The 15,672-nt window shown below is 71.6% G+C and carries 17 protein-coding genes, 6 tRNA genes and 1 pseudogene; 16 read left to right on the top strand and 8 right to left on the bottom strand.

What is annotated here, in order from left to right; all coding sequences use genetic code 11:
- Positions 1-163: 163 nt before the first annotated feature.
- The 4 genes and pseudogenes from E6R60_RS37470 to E6R60_RS17455 all read left to right on the top strand — a co-directional run bounded on the left by E6R60_RS37470 (position 164) and on the right by E6R60_RS17455 (position 2,576).
- Positions 164-457: pseudogene (locus tag E6R60_RS37470) on the top strand (hypothetical protein).
- A gap of 186 nt (positions 458-643) precedes the next feature.
- Positions 644-853, top strand: a complete 210-nt coding sequence (locus tag E6R60_RS17465) for a hypothetical protein (RefSeq protein WP_136327490.1) — start codon at positions 644-646, stop codon at positions 851-853.
- A gap of 368 nt (positions 854-1,221) precedes the next feature.
- Positions 1,222-2,226, top strand: coding sequence for an aminoglycoside phosphotransferase family protein (locus E6R60_RS17460; RefSeq protein WP_136327489.1), 1,005 nt, complete (start codon positions 1,222-1,224; stop codon positions 2,224-2,226).
- A 68-nt stretch (positions 2,227-2,294) separates the two neighbouring features.
- Complete coding sequence (locus E6R60_RS17455; protein WP_136327488.1) at positions 2,295-2,576, top strand: zf-TFIIB domain-containing protein; 282 nt, start codon at positions 2,295-2,297, stop codon at positions 2,574-2,576.
- A 105-nt stretch (positions 2,577-2,681) separates the two neighbouring features.
- Here E6R60_RS17455 and E6R60_RS17450 read toward each other — a convergent pair.
- The 5 genes from E6R60_RS17450 to E6R60_RS17430 all read right to left on the bottom strand — a co-directional run bounded on the left by E6R60_RS17450 (position 2,682) and on the right by E6R60_RS17430 (position 3,124).
- A tRNA-Val gene (locus tag E6R60_RS17450) sits at positions 2,682-2,753 on the bottom strand.
- A gap of 23 nt (positions 2,754-2,776) precedes the next feature.
- A tRNA-Val gene (locus E6R60_RS17445) sits at positions 2,777-2,848 on the bottom strand.
- A gap of 19 nt (positions 2,849-2,867) precedes the next feature.
- A tRNA-Val gene (locus E6R60_RS17440) sits at positions 2,868-2,939 on the bottom strand.
- Position 2,940: 1 nt separating this feature from the next.
- Positions 2,941-3,014: transfer RNA gene (locus E6R60_RS17435), tRNA-Cys, on the bottom strand.
- Positions 3,015-3,051: 37 nt separating this feature from the next.
- Positions 3,052-3,124, bottom strand: a tRNA-Gly gene (locus E6R60_RS17430).
- 467 nt (positions 3,125-3,591) lie between these two features.
- On the opposite strand from E6R60_RS17430, the gene E6R60_RS17425 reads away from it, so the two are divergent.
- The 3 genes from E6R60_RS17425 (at position 3,592) to E6R60_RS17415 (ending at position 6,359) form a co-directional block, all read left to right on the top strand.
- Positions 3,592-4,629, top strand: coding sequence for a chorismate-binding protein (locus tag E6R60_RS17425; protein WP_136327553.1), 1,038 nt, complete (start codon positions 3,592-3,594; stop codon positions 4,627-4,629).
- Positions 4,626-5,447, top strand: a complete 822-nt coding sequence (locus tag E6R60_RS17420; RefSeq protein WP_136327487.1) for an aminodeoxychorismate lyase — start codon at positions 4,626-4,628, stop codon at positions 5,445-5,447. The genes E6R60_RS17425 and E6R60_RS17420 overlap by 4 nt, the downstream gene beginning before the upstream one ends.
- A gap of 75 nt (positions 5,448-5,522) precedes the next feature.
- Positions 5,523-6,359 (top strand): GNAT family N-acetyltransferase, encoded by an 837-nt coding sequence (locus tag E6R60_RS17415; protein WP_136327486.1) that lies wholly within the window; start codon positions 5,523-5,525, stop codon positions 6,357-6,359.
- Positions 6,360-6,407: 48 nt separating this feature from the next.
- Here E6R60_RS17415 and E6R60_RS17410 read toward each other — a convergent pair whose 3' ends face one another.
- Positions 6,408-6,923, bottom strand: coding sequence for a DsbA family protein (locus E6R60_RS17410; protein ID WP_136327485.1), 516 nt, complete (start codon positions 6,921-6,923; stop codon positions 6,408-6,410).
- A 203-nt stretch (positions 6,924-7,126) separates the two neighbouring features.
- On the opposite strand from E6R60_RS17410, the gene E6R60_RS17405 reads away from it, so the two are divergent.
- The 4 genes from E6R60_RS17405 to E6R60_RS36760 all read left to right on the top strand — a co-directional run bounded on the left by E6R60_RS17405 (position 7,127) and on the right by E6R60_RS36760 (position 10,183).
- Complete coding sequence (locus tag E6R60_RS17405) at positions 7,127-7,582, top strand: hypothetical protein (RefSeq protein ID WP_168713630.1); 456 nt, start codon at positions 7,127-7,129, stop codon at positions 7,580-7,582.
- A 195-nt stretch (positions 7,583-7,777) separates the two neighbouring features.
- The gene (locus E6R60_RS17400; RefSeq protein ID WP_136327484.1) at positions 7,778-8,794 is read left to right on the top strand and encodes a LacI family DNA-binding transcriptional regulator; all 1,017 of its coding nucleotides are present in this window, start codon (positions 7,778-7,780) and stop codon (positions 8,792-8,794) included.
- Positions 8,795-8,865: 71 nt separating this feature from the next.
- Entirely contained in the window at positions 8,866-9,837 is a 972-nt protein-coding gene (locus tag E6R60_RS17395; protein WP_136327483.1) for an acetylxylan esterase, read from the top strand.
- Between the two features lie 190 nt (positions 9,838-10,027).
- Positions 10,028-10,183: a hypothetical protein gene (locus tag E6R60_RS36760; protein WP_164494018.1), complete on the top strand. Its 156-nt coding sequence runs from the start codon at positions 10,028-10,030 to the stop codon at positions 10,181-10,183.
- Positions 10,184-10,187: 4 nt separating this feature from the next.
- On the opposite strand, the gene E6R60_RS17390 is transcribed toward E6R60_RS36760, so the two are convergent.
- Both E6R60_RS17390 and E6R60_RS17385 read right to left on the bottom strand, forming a co-directional pair.
- Complete coding sequence (locus E6R60_RS17390; protein ID WP_136327482.1) at positions 10,188-10,763, bottom strand: CGNR zinc finger domain-containing protein; 576 nt, start codon at positions 10,761-10,763, stop codon at positions 10,188-10,190.
- 357 nt (positions 10,764-11,120) lie between these two features.
- The gene (locus tag E6R60_RS17385; protein ID WP_003959770.1) at positions 11,121-11,534 is read right to left on the bottom strand and encodes an SsgA family sporulation/cell division regulator; all 414 of its coding nucleotides are present in this window, start codon (positions 11,532-11,534) and stop codon (positions 11,121-11,123) included.
- A 190-nt stretch (positions 11,535-11,724) separates the two neighbouring features.
- On the opposite strand from E6R60_RS17385, the gene E6R60_RS17380 reads away from it, so the two are divergent.
- The 5 genes from E6R60_RS17380 to E6R60_RS17360 all read left to right on the top strand — a co-directional run bounded on the left by E6R60_RS17380 (position 11,725) and on the right by E6R60_RS17360 (position 15,668).
- A complete protein-coding gene (locus tag E6R60_RS17380; RefSeq protein ID WP_136327481.1) occupies positions 11,725-12,216 on the top strand; it encodes a TIGR02611 family protein in 492 nt (163 codons plus the stop codon).
- 54 nt (positions 12,217-12,270) lie between these two features.
- Positions 12,271-12,342, top strand: a tRNA-Val gene (locus tag E6R60_RS17375).
- A 176-nt stretch (positions 12,343-12,518) separates the two neighbouring features.
- Positions 12,519-13,802 (top strand): extracellular solute-binding protein, encoded by a 1,284-nt coding sequence (locus E6R60_RS17370; protein WP_136327480.1) that lies wholly within the window; start codon positions 12,519-12,521, stop codon positions 13,800-13,802.
- A 67-nt stretch (positions 13,803-13,869) separates the two neighbouring features.
- Complete coding sequence (locus E6R60_RS17365) at positions 13,870-14,802, top strand: sugar ABC transporter permease (protein WP_240802609.1); 933 nt, start codon at positions 13,870-13,872, stop codon at positions 14,800-14,802.
- Positions 14,799-15,668, top strand: a complete 870-nt coding sequence (locus tag E6R60_RS17360) for a carbohydrate ABC transporter permease (protein ID WP_136327479.1) — start codon at positions 14,799-14,801, stop codon at positions 15,666-15,668. Before E6R60_RS17365 ends, E6R60_RS17360 begins: the two co-directional genes overlap by 4 nt.
- The last annotated feature ends 4 nt before the right edge of the window (positions 15,669-15,672 follow it).

The raw sequence follows: 15,672 nt of genomic DNA, 5'->3' as shown, positions 1-15,672 counted from the left end.
CTTACGTACCCGCCGCCCGGGGCGCTCAGAGGCCGCGCCCTCGCCGGAGAATCGATTGTCAGTGCCGGGTGGGAAACGTGAGGAGTGGTCAGGGAGCCGCGGATCCAGGCTCCCCGGCCCGTGCGGGATCTCAATGGTCCGTCGCAGAAGGGGGATTGGATCATTGAAGAGCGATCCAGTCGAGACAGTCGTGCACGCCGGGGACACGACCCGCACCTACGGAATGGCGGCCTCCAGGGCAGGGCGCAGGGTGGAGACCGCGATCCGCCGGGGAGCGGTCGAAGTGAGTGAAGTCACCCTCCCCCATAGCCCGCAAGGCATGGGGGGTGCCCCCATCGGCTTCCGTGGTCCGCACCGCACGCTTGATGGCGACCAGGGCGCTCGCCCCGGTCGGACAACCGGTCCCAGGGAGGCCGCCTCCGCGCTTCCCCTCCGGGACGACCCCCACATCCGGTAGAGCCGTCTCCACCCAGGGGAGTACGCCGACTACCCACGGCTCATCCTCCGGGAGGCCCGGCATTCGGTACGCGGGCATGACGCCGCCCGCCTCCCGGATCCCTAATGTTGAAGTCAAGCGGCGGGCGTCGCACTCGTCCCCCGAGGCCACACGCCCGCCGCCCCTACACAGGTCAGGAGAGGAACCATGGCGGACACGGCAGCGCGGGCGATGATCCGCACGCAGGGACGCAGGGCCTACGCCTCGTTCGGCGGCCGCCCGTCCTCCGGCACGCGCCACCCCCTGGTGGCGACGGCCATGGTTCTTCCTCTGGCGGCCCTGCTCGCAGTCGTCTTCGGCGGCTGGGAAGCGGTGGTCACACAGGCGTCGTCCGTGGGCGTGATGCTGGGGCGCTGAGCGGCGCCCCGGGTCCGGAAGAGCGGTCCGGACCGGGACATCCGGCCAACAACCCCGTGGGGACGGGGGTGCGGCGGACGGCAGCGTTTGTCCGGTCAGCTGGGGAGCTGACCGGACATCGCGCTGTCCGGGGCCGTGCGGCGGCCCCTCTTCCCAGAGCAAGGAAGCCCGGCCACGCGGTCTTCTCCCGCACGGGCGCGTGCGGCGAGGCCCCGAGATCACGTCCGTCGTCCGCGCTGAGCCGCCGAGCACGGACCCGCGCCGCGAGGCGTCCACCCCGTGCACCGCTCGGCCGGGGCGATCCGCGTACGCTCTCCGGCGGGCGCGGCGCAATCCGCGTCCGCCGATCCTGTGCACCGGGGGAGTCCGTGACCACCGCACTCGTACGCGCGCTGGGCGCCCTCGCCCACGAAGCGGCCCATGCCCGCCCGGAGCCCGGCTGCGCCTGCCCCCCGCCGGTCGTCCTCGCGGACCGGGCGGACGGCACCGTGGTCCGCTGCGGCCCCGTCGTCGCCAAGGCCCACGCCGCCGGCACCGACACCGCCGGCCTGTCCGTCCGCCTCGCCCTGGCCGCCGGCCCCGGGCTGGCCGGCATCCTGCTCGCCCCCCTTCCCCTGCCGGCGGCCGCGGACCCGGCCGGGGCGGATGCCGCCGCGCCCCGTCTCGCCGTGCTGCACGGACGCCCCGTCACCCTGTGGCCGTACGGGGAGCCCGTGGACCCGGGCGACCCGGACGCGGCGCCGTGGGAGGAGGCGGCGGTTCTGCTGGCCCGCCTGCACCGCACCGGGAGCCGGGGGGACCGGCCCGCGCCGCCGGCCATGCGCGGCCCGGCCAAGGCCGCCCTCGCCGTGGCCCGGATGCGGGCGGCCCGGTCGGGCGACCCGGCCACGGCCCCCGTTCTGGCGGCCTGGCGCGGGCTGCCGCCCTGGGCCCGGGACGAGGCCCCCGCCCCCGCGCACCATGCGGGTGTCCTCTGCCACGGAGACCTGCACCTGGGCCAGCTCGTCCGGCACCCCGCACCGCACGGCCCGTGGCTGCTGATCGACGTCGACGACGCGGGAACCGGCGATCCCGCCTGGGACCTGGCGCGACCCGCAGCCTGGTACGCGGCCGGGCTGCTGCCCCCCGAGGTCTGGTTCCGCTTCCTGGACGCCTACCGGGCCGCGGGGGGACCCGCGACGGGCGCCGACGGCGACCCGTGGCCCGCGCTGGACGTCGCCGCCCGCGCCCTGACCGTGCAGACGGCGGCACTGGCTCTCGCCAAGTCCGCCGAGGAGCACAGGGTTCCGGATGAGGTGGAACAGGTCATGATCGATGCTTGTGCCCGGATTGCCGCTCTCCCGCCCGAGTTGAGCGCCCGGCACTCGTCGTAGGGTGAACCGACCGCCGCCGGGCATGCATTCCGGCGACGGCTAACCGACGCCGAGGAGTGAGCCCGCAGATGCAGTGTCCCAAGTGCCACGCACAGATGCAGACGTACAACCGCAACGGCATCCAGATCGAGCAGTGCAGCGGCTGCCGGGGGATATTCCTGGACTACGGTGAGCTGGAATCCCTGACCCGCATCGAGGCGCAGTGGACGCAGCAGGCTCCGCCGCCGCCCGCCCCGCAGGCATACCCGGCAGCTCCCGCGCCCGCCTGGGGCGCGCCGCAGCAGCACGGCGGCCACCACCAGGGCCACTACCGGCAGAAGAGCTTCGGCCGGATGCTCTTCTCGTCCTGACCCGGCCCGGCAGTTGCGGCCCGGACGGAACCCGCCCGGGCCGCAGCGCCGGCATGGGGTCAACGACGAAGCCCCGGTCGTCGAGACGACCGGGGCTTCGGACTGTGCGCGATACTGGGATTGAACCAGTGACCTCTTCCGTGTCAGGGAAGCGCTCTCCCGCTGAGCTAATCGCGCAGGGTGACCCTGCGTGTACTGCGTGCGCGATACTGGGATTGAACCAGTGACCTCTTCCGTGTCAGGGAAGCGCTCTCCCGCTGAGCTAATCGCGCGGGGGTCCTCGCGGACCGGTGGACGATACTGGGATTGAACCAGTGACCCCTTCCGTGTCAGGGAAGTGCTCTCCCGCTGAGCTAATCGTCCTTGGAGGTGGAGACGGGATTTGAACCCGTGTAGACGGCTTTGCAGGCCGTTGCCTCGCCTCTCGGCCACTCCACCAGGGGTGGGGGTTCGGGAAGATCCCCCACCTTCTGCGAGCGGACGACCAGGTTCGAACTGGCGACCTCAACCTTGGCAAGGTTGCGCTCTACCAACTGAGCTACGTCCGCTTGTCGGTTCCGGTTCACTTGCGTGTCCCGGCGACGTGTTGAACTCTAGCGGATTCCGGGGCCAGTACAAAAACGCGTTTACGCAGCGTGCGCAGGTACGTCCGCCCCGGCGCAGGTCACCGACGGCCGCCCCGGGTCCGGGCGCGGTTGTCCTGCCGCGTCGCGGGGCGGGGCACCCGCGCTCGCGGCGTCGCCGGAACCCCCTGGCAGCCCCTTCCCCCTGAGCCCCGGGGGCATGGGCGGCGCCCCCGCCCCGGCCCCGCTCCTTCTTCCGCCGGTCACCCGCCCCCGGCCCCGCTCCTTCTTCCGCCGGTCACCCGCCCCCGGCCCCGCTCCTTCTTCCGCCGGTCACCCGCCCCCGGCCCCGCTCCTTCTTCCACCGGTCACCCGCCCCCGGCCCCGCTCCTTCATCCGCGAGACGACTCCGGGCAGGCCCTAAACTCAGCGACGTGCACGACCTTCCCCCCATGGCCCGCTTCGGCGGCCTCGTCGCCTCCGGTCTGCGGGATGTGACCAGCGATCCCGCAGCCCTCGACTCCTCGGGCTTCTGGGCGGTATCAGCCGATTTCGAGGGCCGTCTCGTCTGCGCCCGCTTCGCCACCGTGCGCACCGAGGCCGCGCCCGCTCCGGTGCGGGGCGCCTGGCGCGGCCCCGCCGCCGGCGACTGGACCTCTTCCCTCGACCGCGCCGCGTACACGGCGGGCGTACGGCGCATCCGCGCCCGCATCGCGACGGGCGAGGTCTACCAGGCCAACCTCTGCCGCGTGATGACCGCACCGCTGCCCGATCCGGACGCGGCCGACGTGGACGCCCTCACCGCACTCCTGGCGCGCGGCAACCCCGCCCCGTACGCAGGAACGATTCGGCTCCCCGGCCACGGCGTGGAGATCGCGACCGCCTCCCCGGAGCTGTTCCTGCGCAGGGACGGCCGGACGGTCGAGTCCGGACCGATCAAGGGCACCGGGCGCACCGAGGCCGATCTGCTGGAGAAGGACTACGCCGAGAACGTGATGATCGTCGACCTGGTCCGCAACGACCTCGGACGGGTCTGCGCCACCGGATCGGTCACCGTCCCCGACCTCTGCGCCGTCGAGAAGCATCCGGGCCTCGTCCACCTCGTCTCCACCGTGCGCGGCCGGCTCGCCGACGGCGCCGGCTGGCCCGAACTGCTCGCCGCGGCCTTTCCGCCCGGGTCGGTGACCGGGGCGCCCAAGTCCAGCGCGCTGCGGATCATCGAGGAGCTGGAGACCGCCCCTCGCGGCCCGTACTGCGGCGGCATCGGCTGGGTGGACGCCGACCGGGCCACCGCCTCGCTCGCCGTGGGCATCCGCACCTTCTGGACCGACCGTACGGGCGATGCGCCGGTGCTGCGGTTCGGCACCGGGGCCGGCATCACCTGGGGCTCGGATCCGGAACGCGAATGGGACGAGACCGAACTCAAGGCGTCCAGGCTGCTCGCGGTAGCGTCGGGCGCATACGAAGCAACCGGAAGGACCGCACCATGAAGATCTGGGTCAACGGGGGACTGCGGGCCGCCGATGACGCCCGGGCGTCCGTACTCGACCACGGACTGACCGTCGGCGACGGCATCTTCGAGACGGTGAGGACCGCCGACGGCAGGCCCTTCGCGCTCACCCGCCATCTCGACCGGCTGACCCGCTCCGCCCTCGGCCTCGGTCTGCCCGCGCCCGACCTGGACGAGGTGCGCCGGGCCTGCGCCGCCGTGATCGACGCCAATCCCGTCCCGCTCGGCAGGCTCCGCATCACCTACACCGGCGGGATCTCGCCGCTCGGCTCCGACCGCGGCACCGCGGGGCCCGGACTGGTCGTCGCCCTCGGCGAGGTGAAGCGCCGCCCGGACACCACGGCCGTCATCACCGTTCCCTGGACCCGTAACGAACGTGGCGCGCTCACCGGGCTCAAGACCACGTCGTACGCGGAGAACGTCGTCGCGCTGGCCCGCGCCCACGAGCACGGCGCCTCCGAGGCGCTGTTCGCGAACACCGTCGGCAGGCTCTGCGAGGGCACCGGATCCAACGTCTTCGTCGTCCTCGACGGCCGGCTGCACACGCCGCCGGTCGCCTCCGGCTGCCTGGCCGGGATCACCCGCGCCCTGGCGGTGGAGTGGACCGGGGCGCAGGAGACCGACCTGCCGTTCGACGTCCTGCACCGGGCCGAGGAGATCTTCCTGACCTCCACCCTCCGCGACGTCCAGGCCGTCCACCGGGTCGACGGCAGGGAGCTGCCCGGCGGCCCGGGACCGGTCACCGCCAAGGCCATGCGCGTCTTCGACGAGCGGGCCGCCGACGACCTGGACCCGTGACCGGGGTGACGGCCGGCGGGTCCGTCGCGGCAAAAGCGGATGACGCGTGCGCGGCGGGGGGATAGAAATCCTCTGATGACCACGACACTCCGGCCGTCCGGGCCGATCCAGTCAGGCGCCGACGGCGCACAGAGCCGCCGCTACGACGTGTGCGACAACGGCCGCCCCGTCGGCGCCGTCGAGATCGGCATCGAGCCCGGGTCGGACGGGGGCACGGGGGTGCTGCGGTCCCTGAGGATCGACGAGCCGGTCCGGCGGCGCGGCCGCGGCACGATCGCCGCGCTGGCGGCCGAGGAGGTACTGAGGGGCTGGGGCTGCACGCAGGTGCGGACGGATGTCGCCGCCGGCAACGTCGCCGGCGGCCGGCTGACCGCCGCGCTCGGCTACACCGAACGCAGCCGCAACATGGTCAAGCAGCTGCCCTCCGACCCCCCGGACCTGCCCGGAGGGCTGACGGCCCGGCCCATGACGCCGGAGGAGTTCACGGCCTGGGAGGACGGCGCGATCGCCGGGTACGCGGAGAGCCTGGTGACACGCGGCACCTCGCGGGAGTCGGCCCTGCGGGCGGCCCGCGCCTCCCACGCCCGGCATCTGCCGCGGGGCCTGGCCACGGAGGGCGCGCAGCTGCACCACCTCCTCCACGAGGGCGAGAAGGCCGGTTTCCTGTGGGTCGCGCGCTTCGAGATGCACCCCGGTCAGGTGGTCGGCTACGTCTTCGACGTCGAGGTGGACGAACGCTTCCGGGGCCGGGGGTACGGCCGGGCGCTGATGCTCCAGGCCGAACGCCTCGCCCTCGCGGCCGGCGACACGCGCCTGGGCCTGCACGTCGTCACGGCCAACACGCCCGCACTGCGGCTCTACGAGTCGCTCGGCTACGAGCCGACCCAGTACAACCTGGCCAAGCCGCTCTGACGCGGGGCCGCCGGCACTCCGGCCGCGGCCCGCGCCCGGTCCCCGTCCTCAGCCCTGCTCGGCGAGCAGCCGGTCGGCGATCGCTTCGATGCGCTCGCGCAGACCTTCCTGGCTGCTGCCGCCGTCCAGCCGCTCGCCACCGATCACGTACGTGGGCGTGCCGGTGACCCCGATCGCCTTGCCCTCGGCCTGGTCGGCGTCGACGATCAGCATGTGCCGGCCGTCGATCAGAGCGGTGTCGAACTCCTCGGCGTCCAGACCCAGTCCCTGCGCCACCTCGACCAGCAGCGGCTCGCCCTTCCGGCCGAGATCGTCGGTACGGGCGAGGACCGCCTCGATGTACGGCCAGTCCTTGCCCTGCGCCGCGGCCTCCTCGGCTGCCTGCGCGGCGGCGTAGGCGTGCTTGTGCTTCTCCAGCGGGAAGTGCCGGAACCGGATGTCGAGCCGGTCGCCGTACCGGGCGCGCAGGGCCCCCACGTCGGTGAGGGCACGGTGGCAGTCGGGGCACTGGAGCTCGCACCAGACGTCGAGGACGACGGGCGCTGCGGGGGTGGAATCGCTCATGGCCCCAGTCTCCCAGGGTGTGCGGGTGCGTCACGACCGGCCCGGGGAGGAGCGGTCCGGGCACGGTCACCGGTTGCGGGCCGTACGGCACCTGGGGAGGATCCCGGCCCTGAAATGTCCCTGAGGTGGGCTCGGAGCGTGGCCGCCCGCCCGGTCGCCGGTGCAGGATGGAAGGGACGTTTCCCCTGCGCCTGGAGGCACTGATGCTTGCCGAGACCATCTGCTCCGCGGTGTCCGCGGCGGGCCTGGGCATCGCCGCCGTCACCGCGTACCGGAAGCGGTTCCTCACGGCCACCAGGATCGCCGCCTACTCCCTGGTCCCGATCGGCCTCGTGCTGACCGGCGTCGTCGAGTGGGTGTCGGACATCGCCTTCAAGCCGAGCGTCTGGCTCGGCTTCGGGGTGCTGGCGGTGGCCTGGCTGCTGTTCCTCACCACCCGCGCGATCGAACGCCGCGGGGGAGGCACCCGCAAGGAGCGCAGGGCGGCGGCCCGGGCCGCGCGGACCGAGGCGGTGGCGCCGGCGGCCCCGGCCCCCTCGCTGGGGGCCGGTATCCCCGCGGCCGAGCCGCGGCAGAAGCCGAAGAAGCAGTCCTCCGCCCCCGGGTCCGGCGACGACTTCAGCGACATCGAGGCCATCCTGAAGAAGCACGGCATCTGAGGGCCCGGGCCCAGCCCCCGCCCGTCCGGACGGCTTCAGGAACGCTTCCCTTATGAATCGATTCAAGCGTGATCCTTGACGGCGTTCGGGGAGAAGGCTAGCGTCCCGACCGATTGAAACAATTCATTCACGCCCGTCCGTACGCGGGCGTGACGCCGCTTGACGAGCGCGGCCAAGGGCAGTGGGGCAGGACGAGTGGCGCGTGTGGCAGGGATCAAGGACGTGGCCCGGCAGGCGGGGGTCTCGGTGGGCACGGTCTCCAATGTGATCAACCGCCCCGAAGCGGTGCTGCCCGAGACCCGGGCCCGGGTGCTAGCCGCCATCGAGGAGCTCGGATACGTCCGCAGCGAGTCGGCACGCCAGCTCAGGGCCGGCCGCAGCCGCATCATGGCGCTCCTCGTCCTCGACATGGGCAACCCCTTCTTCGTCGACGTGGCCCGCGGCGCCGAACGGGCCGCCCGCCAGGCCGGCCTCGGCGTCATGGTCTGCAACAGCGGCCAGAGTCCCGCGGAGGAGGCCGAGTACCTCGGCCTCTTCGCGGAACAGCGCGTCTGCGGCGTCCTGATCACGCCCGCCGACGCGACCGGCCGCAACCTCGAGTCCTTCGCCCGCCACGGGATTCCCCACGTCCTGGTGGACCGGGTGGCGTCCGGCACCGGCAGCTGCGCCGTCTCCGTGGACGACGTGCGGGGCGGGGCCCTGGCCGCCGGCCATCTGATCTCGGCCGGGCACCGCTCGGTGGCGTACGTCAGCGGACCCGGCGACCTGCACCAGATCAGGGACCGCCGGGTGGGCGCGCTGTCCGCCCTCGCCGACGCCGGGCTGCCGTCCGAGGCGCTCGTCGAGATCCCCTCCGACCGCCTCGACGTGGCGGCGGGCCGTGACGCCGGAGCCAGGCTGCTCGGGCTCGTGCCCCGCCCCACGGCCGTGTTCTGCGCCAACGACCTGCTCGCCCTGGGCGTGCTCCAGGCCCTGTACGCGGCAGGTGTGCGGGTGCCGCAGGACATCGCCATCGTCGGTTACGACGACATCGAGTTCGCGGCCGCCGCCGCCGTTCCGCTCACCTCGGTCCGCCAGCCCGCGGTCGTGATGGGCCGGATGGCCGCCGAACTCCTGCTGGAGGAGGCGGACGAGGCCGGAACCCATGAGCACCGCAGCGTCGTGCTCCAGCCGGAACTCGTCGTGCGCGCATCGAGTTCCACGCCGCGCTGAGCGCCGCCGGCCGCCCCTCCCCCTCGCCTTCCACCGTCCGTTCCCCTCCGCACGTCCGAAATGGAGATGCCGTGTCCCTCTTCGACCTGCCCCTGGACCAACTTCGCACCTACCGGCCGGAGTCCGGGGAGCCCGACGACTTCGACGCCTTCTGGCGCCGCACCCTCGACGAGGCCGCCGCGCACCCGCTGGACGCCGAATTCACCCCCTACGACGCCGCGTTGAGCACCATCGACGTCCGCGACGTGTCGTTCGCGGGTTGGGGCGGCCACCGCATACGCGCCTGGCTGAACGTGCCCGCCGGCGCCGAGGGCCCGCTGCCGACGGTCGTCCACTACCTGGGCTACGGCGGGGGACGCGGACTGCCGCACGACCACCTGGTGTGGCCCGCCGCCGGCTGGGCGACGCTGGTCGTGGACACCCGCGGCCAGGGCGCCGTCAACAGCCACTCCGCGGGCTCCACCGCCGACCCGCACGGCGGCGCCAACCCGCAGTCCCCGGGCTTCATGACCCGCGGCATCCTCGACCCCGACGAGTACTACTACCGGCGGGTGTTCACCGACGCGGTGCGCGCCGTCGAGGTGGCCCGCGCCCACCCCTCCGTGGACGCGGACCGGATCGTCGTGCACGGCGGCAGCCAGGGCGGCGGCATCGCCCAGGCGGTGGCGGGGCTCAGCCCCCACGTCAAGGCCGCGCTCGTCGACGTACCGTTCCTGACGCACTACCGGCGGGCCGTCGAGATCACCGACAAGGACCCGTACCAGGAGATCGTGCGCTTCCTGGCCACCCAGCACGGCCACGCGGACCAGGTGTTCCGGACGCTGTCGTACTTCGACGGCATCAGCTTCGCCGCCCGGGCGGATGTGCCGGCGCTGTACTCGGTGGCCCTGATGGACCCCATCTGCCCGCCGTCCACGGTCTTCGCCGCCTACAACAACTGGGCGGGTCCCAAGCAGATCGAGGTCTACCCCTGGAACGGCCACGAGGGCGGCGCATCCGCCCACCGCGCCGCGCAGCTGCGTATGCTGCGCGACCTGGGCTGACCGGGCACGGGGGCCGGGGGAGCGGGGGAGCGGAGCGCGTTCCGGAGTCCGACGGCAAAGCGCGTTTCCGAAAGCCTGGCGGACGATCGGACGCCGGAGCGATTCGGTCCCCCTGCAGGGGGTGAACTCCCCGCGCGAAAAGGAGTGTTGGCCGCACGCAGGGGCCGCTCTGCGTCATGATCGTCCCGAGATGGTGGACACCTCCCGGGGCGATGCCCCCGCACCCCCAGCCGAAGAGCCGCGTGGCTGCCTCTTCGCGCTTTCGCAGCCCCCTCTGATGATCTTCCTCACGGTGATCGGCGGCCTGCTGCTGATGGCCGCGTTGCACGATCTCTTCGTGCTGTGAGCCGTCAGCCGGCCGCTTCCCTGCGGCGTGCCCGGTACGCGGCGACGTGCAGGCGATTACCGCAGGTGCGGCTGGAGCAGTAGCGGCGGGAGCGGTTGCGCGAGAGGTCGACGAACGCGCGCCGGCAGTCCGGCGCCTCGCAGCGCCGCAGCCGTTCCGTCTCGCCCGCCACGATGATGAAGGCGAGGGCCATGCCGCAGTCGGCCGCCAGGTGGTCGGCGAGCGAGGCGTCCGGTGCGAAGTAGTGCACGTGCCAGTCGTAGCCGTCGTGGTTGCTGAGCTGCGGGGTGGTGCCCGCGGCGGCCACGAGCGCGTTGACGAGCGAGGCGGCGACCCTGGCGTCGGCGGCGGCGAAGACCTCGGCGAACCGCGCCCGTACGTCGTGGACGGCTCGCAGGTCCTTCCCGTCGAGCTCGCGCACCCCGCTCACCCGGTGACGTGCGGCGAACGCGTACAGCGCCTCGATGTCGGCGAGCCCGTCGACGGGCGGGCCGCCCTCGGGCTGCCCGCCGTCCGGCGCGGTGTTCACCAGATCGACCACCACGTCGAGGGCGATCCGGGTGTCGTGGGGGATCAGCACGCTTCCGCTCCCTGGCCTCCGGCGGGACGGGGCGCCCGCCGATGGCGGCTGACTCTACTGGCTCGGCCCCGGCGCACCGGGCCCCGAGGGCCCCTCGGGGCCGCTGGGGCGCCCTGGGCAGGCCTGGATGTCTGGCAGGCGCCCGCACGCCCCCCGGAGCCCGAGGGCGGCTCCGGCCGGGCTGGGTGTCCGGGCAGGCCCCCGCGCGGAGCCTGGGGGCCTCGCGCGGCGCGCACGCGGACCGGCGCCGTCCCCACGGTGGATTCCGTGAGGACGGCGCCGGTGTCAGCCGTATGCGGTTGTCGGTGCGGCGCCGTCTCCCCGAGTCGGACGGCGCCGAGAGGCTCTCGGCCTGGCTCAGCTCTCGGCCAGGATGTGTGAGAGCTCCGTATCGAGATCGAAGTGACGGTGCTCGGTCCCCGGCGGAACCGCGGCGTCGGTCCTCTTCAGGAACGACTCCAGGGCCCGCGCGGGGGCCTCCAGCAGGGCTTCGCCCTCTGGGGAGCTCAGTGCGATACAGACGACGCCCTGGCCGTGACTACGGGATGGCCAGACGCGGACGTCTCCGGTGCCGGTGGGCCGGTGCAGCCCCTCGGCAAGGAGGTCACGGGCGAAAACCCACTCGACCGTCTCCTCCGCTCCGGTGTGGAAGGTGGCGTGCACGGCATACGGATCGGCCGTGTCATACCGCAGGCCCGCGGGTACAGGCAGTGAGGACTCGCTCGACACAACGAGGCGCAGGTGCAGCTCGCAGCTGACCGTGGTGTTCATAAGCGCCAGGGCCTTTCGCTCAGTGTGCGCTCGGGGATTCGCACGTCGGCGAAATCGACATGCCACCTACGGTGGCGTTGTAAACCCCTCTGACCGTTTTGTGATTCTTCGGGTAGCTCGTACAGCGGTGTGTAACTTTGCGTCATGCGGCCATTCCGGTGACGGGGACCGTTCCGGTAGGTTGGCCCCTATGAATGCGGAGAGTGACGAGCGGAGCGGGGTCGTCGCACCGGCGCATACGGCCCCCGGGGCGGGGGATGTGCGCGACAGCGTGACGGGGGACGTCACGGAGGGTGCGGCGAAGGAGGAGCGCGAGCTGGGTTCCAGGGCGCCCGGCTTCATCAAGGCGTCCAGGACCCTGCACCTGAGCTGGCAGGTCGGCGTGTTCGTCGTCGGCCTGGCCGTGGTGGCGGCGGGCATCGTCATGCTGCCGCTGCCGGGCCCCGGCTGGCTGGTGATCTTCGGCGGCATGGCGATCTGGGCGACGGAGTTCGTCTGGGCGCAGCTGGTGCTGCGCTGGACGCGCCGGAAGGTCACCGAGGCCGCCCAGCGCGCGCTCGATCCCAAGGTGCGCCGGCGCAACATCATCCTCACGGTGATCGGTCTCGTGATCATCGCGGTGCTGGTGGGGATCTACGTGTGGAAGTTCGGAATCGTCATGCCGTGGAAGATCCACGAGTGACCCGGGGATGGTCGGAGTGCGCCGCTGACATGGGGTAATGTGTGGCGTGCGCCCGGGCGATTAGCTCAGTGGGAGAGCGCTTCGTTCACACCGAAGAGGTCACTGGTTCGAACCCAGTATCGCCCACCCCGGACCGACGGCCCGGAAGCTTCCTCAAGCTTCCGGGCCGTCGGCGTTTCCGGATGTCCCGGCGAAGCGCTTCCGTCGATTTTCGTCCCAGCCATTGACGTCGCCGGTGCCGCTCCTTACTTTGACCCGGCAAGCGCTTTCTAAAACGATTCAATCAAGCGTAGGGGCGAACTATGTCTCGGAACCAAGGCATGGACCGGCGGCAGATGCTGAAGCTCGCGGGCTTCTCGGCAGCCGGTCTCGGGCTGACCGCGGCCGGCTGCGGCTCGGGCGGCGGCTCGAACGGGCCGGTCACCATCCGGCATGCCTGGTGGGGCGCCGACGACCGGGCCAAGAAGGTCCAGGAGTGCGTCAGGCTCTTCGAGAAGAAGCACCCGAAGATCAAGGTGAAGACGGACTTCCAGCAGTACCCGGACTTCTGGAAGAAGTTCAACACCCAGGCGGCCGGCGGCAACCCGCCGGACGTCATCCAGAACGCGGTGACCTTCCTGCGCAAGTACGAGGCGAAGCACGTGCTGCTCGACCTCGGCCCGCAGGCGAAGAAGGGCAACCTCCAGATGGACGGCTTCCGCGCCGGGCTGGAGAAGTTCGCCGAGATCGACGGCAAGCTGCTCGGCGTGCCGGTCGGCAGCAACTCGATGGCCCTGGTCATCGACCAGAAGGTCTTCGAGAAGGCCGGCGTCGACCACCGGCTCGGCTGGACCTGGGACGACTGGTACGCGGGCCTGCGGAAGATCAAGTCAGGTCAGGGCATAGCCGGCGACTCCGGCCCGCACGGAGTCATGTACCTCTACGACCTGGTGCTGCGCCAGAACGGCAAGGCGTTCTTCACCGAGGACGGCATGGGCTTCGGCGAGAGCGAACTGCTGCCGTACTGGACCGAGGCGCTCGCCCGGGTCAAGTCCGGCATCTACGCCGACCCGAAGAAGGTCGAGCAGATCAAGCCGGCCTCCGCGCTCGCCAAGGGCCTCTCGGCCGGCGAGTTCACCTGGGACAACTTCTCCGTCCGCTACAGCGCGGAGGGCAAGAGCACCTACAGCCTCGCCCCCATCCCGAGCACCGACGGCAAGAAGACCGGGCAGTACCTCGGCTCGCTGATGCTCAGCGGCACGGCCCGCACCAAGCACCCCGCCGAGGTCGCCACCTTCATCAGCTTCATGACCCACGACCCCGCCGTGGCCCGCGTCATGGGCTACGACCGCGGCGTCCCCGCCACCACCGCGCAGTTCGAGGCGTACCAGCCCACCGACGCCCCGAGCAAGGCGATCGGCGCGTACGAGACCGAGATCGCCAAGGCGGGCGTGCTGGAGCCCATCACCCCGCACCCGGCCGGCGCCGACGTCGTCGAGGCGGCGTTCCTGCGCATCGCGGCCGACATGTCCCTGGGCAAGGCCTCGCCGGAGGACTCCGTGAAGCAGTTCTTCTCCGAGGCGAAGACCGCCCTCGCCTCGAACTGAGAGGAATGACGCGGTGACTCACATCCAGACCTCCACGAGCGGCCCGGTCCTCGAGGACCTCGCCGCCGTGGAGCGGAGCGGCCCGGGACGCAAGCCCCGCCCCGCGCCGCGACCGCGGGGCCACCGCGAGAATCTGACCGGCTATCTCTTCATGTCGCCCTGGATCGCGGGCTTCCTGTTCCTGATCGCCGGCCCCATGGTCTTCTCGCTGTACCTCGCGTTCACCGACTACAACCTGTTCGACGCCCCGAAGTGGGTCGGCCTGCAGAACTTCACCGACATGTTCGCCGACCCCCGCTGGCGCCAGTCGGTCAAGGTGACCTCCTGGTACGTGGTGATCGGCACCCCGGTCAAGCTGGCGGCCGCGCTCGCCGTGGCCATGCTGCTGGCGCAGAAGCGCTGGGGCCAGTCCTTCTACCGGGCCGCGTTCTACGCGCCGTCACTGATCGGCGCGAGCGTGTCGGCCGCCATCGTCTGGCGCGCCCTGTTCTCCGACGACGCCGTCGTCGACCGCGGACAGCAGCTGTTCGGGATCGACGCCGGCGGCTGGATCGGCGACCCGCACATGATCATCTACGCGCTGGTGGCCCTCACGGTCTGGCAGTTCGGCGCCCCGATGGTGATCTTCCTGGCCGGCCTCAAGCAGGTCCCCAAGGAGCTGTACGAGGCGGCGGCGATGGACGGAGCCGGCCCCTGGCGCCGGTTCTGGAGCGTCACCCTGCCGATGATCTCGCCGGTGCTGTTCTTCAACGTCCTGCTGGAGACCATCCACTCCTTCCAGATCTTCGGATCGGCCTACATCGTCAGCAACGGCAGCTGCGGACCGGCCGACGCCACGCTCGTCTACACCTGTTACCTGTACGACCAGGGCTTCGCGAACAGCCGCATGGGCTTCGCCTCCGCCATGGCATGGCTGCTGCTCGTCGCCGTGGGCCTGGTCACCGCCGTGCTGTTCTGGTCCCAGAAGCGCTGGGTGCACTACGAGGAGGGGGGCCGATGACCCCGATGGACACGACCACCACCCCCATACGGCGCAGGCTGCCCGGCTCCCTCGCCTGGCACATCGGCGCACTCGTCCTCCTCGTGGTGGTCCTCTACCCGGTGGCGTGGACGATCGGCGCCTCGTTCAAGCCGAGCGGGGACATCGTCGGCGCGCTGAACCTCTTCCCGACCGACCCGATCACGGACAACTACCGGCGCCTCGCCGACGGCATCGCCGACATCCCGATCTGGAAGTTCTTCCTGAACTCGGCCTACGTATCGGTCGGTTCGGTCATCGGCGTCGTGCTCTCCTGCTCGCTCACGGCCTACGCCTTCACCAAGGTCCGCTTCGCCGGGCGCAACGTCATGTTCGCCATCATGATCGGGACGCTGCTGCTCCCGTACCACGTCCTGATCATCCCCCAGTACGTGATGTTCCAGAAGCTGGAGCTGATCAACACCTTCACCCCGCTGCTGATCGGCAAGTACCTGGCGACCGACGCCTTCTTCGTCTTCCTGATGGTGCAGTTCATGCGGGGACTGCCCAAGGAACTGGACGAGGCCGCGCGGCTGGACGGCTGCGGGCACCTGCGGATCTACTGGTCGATCGTGATGCCGCTGTGCCGGCCCGCGCTCATCACCAGCGCCATCTTCACCTTCATCCAGTCCTGGAACGACTTCATGGGCCCGCTGCTCTACCTCAACGAGCCGGACAAGTACACCGTCTCCATGGGGCTGCGGATGTTCATCGACCAGGACGCCGTCGCCGACTACGGCGGCATGATCGCGATGTCGCTGGTGGCCCTGCTGCCGGTGCTCGCCTTCTTCCTGGCCTTCCAGCGCTACCTCATCGACGGCATGGCCACCTCCGGCCTGAAGGGCTGAGCAC

Source organism: Streptomyces sp. A0642, from assembly GCF_004795105.1.
Classification (GTDB): domain Bacteria; phylum Actinomycetota; class Actinomycetes; order Streptomycetales; family Streptomycetaceae; genus Streptomyces.
This window is presented reverse-complemented; position numbering and strand designations above follow the sequence as displayed.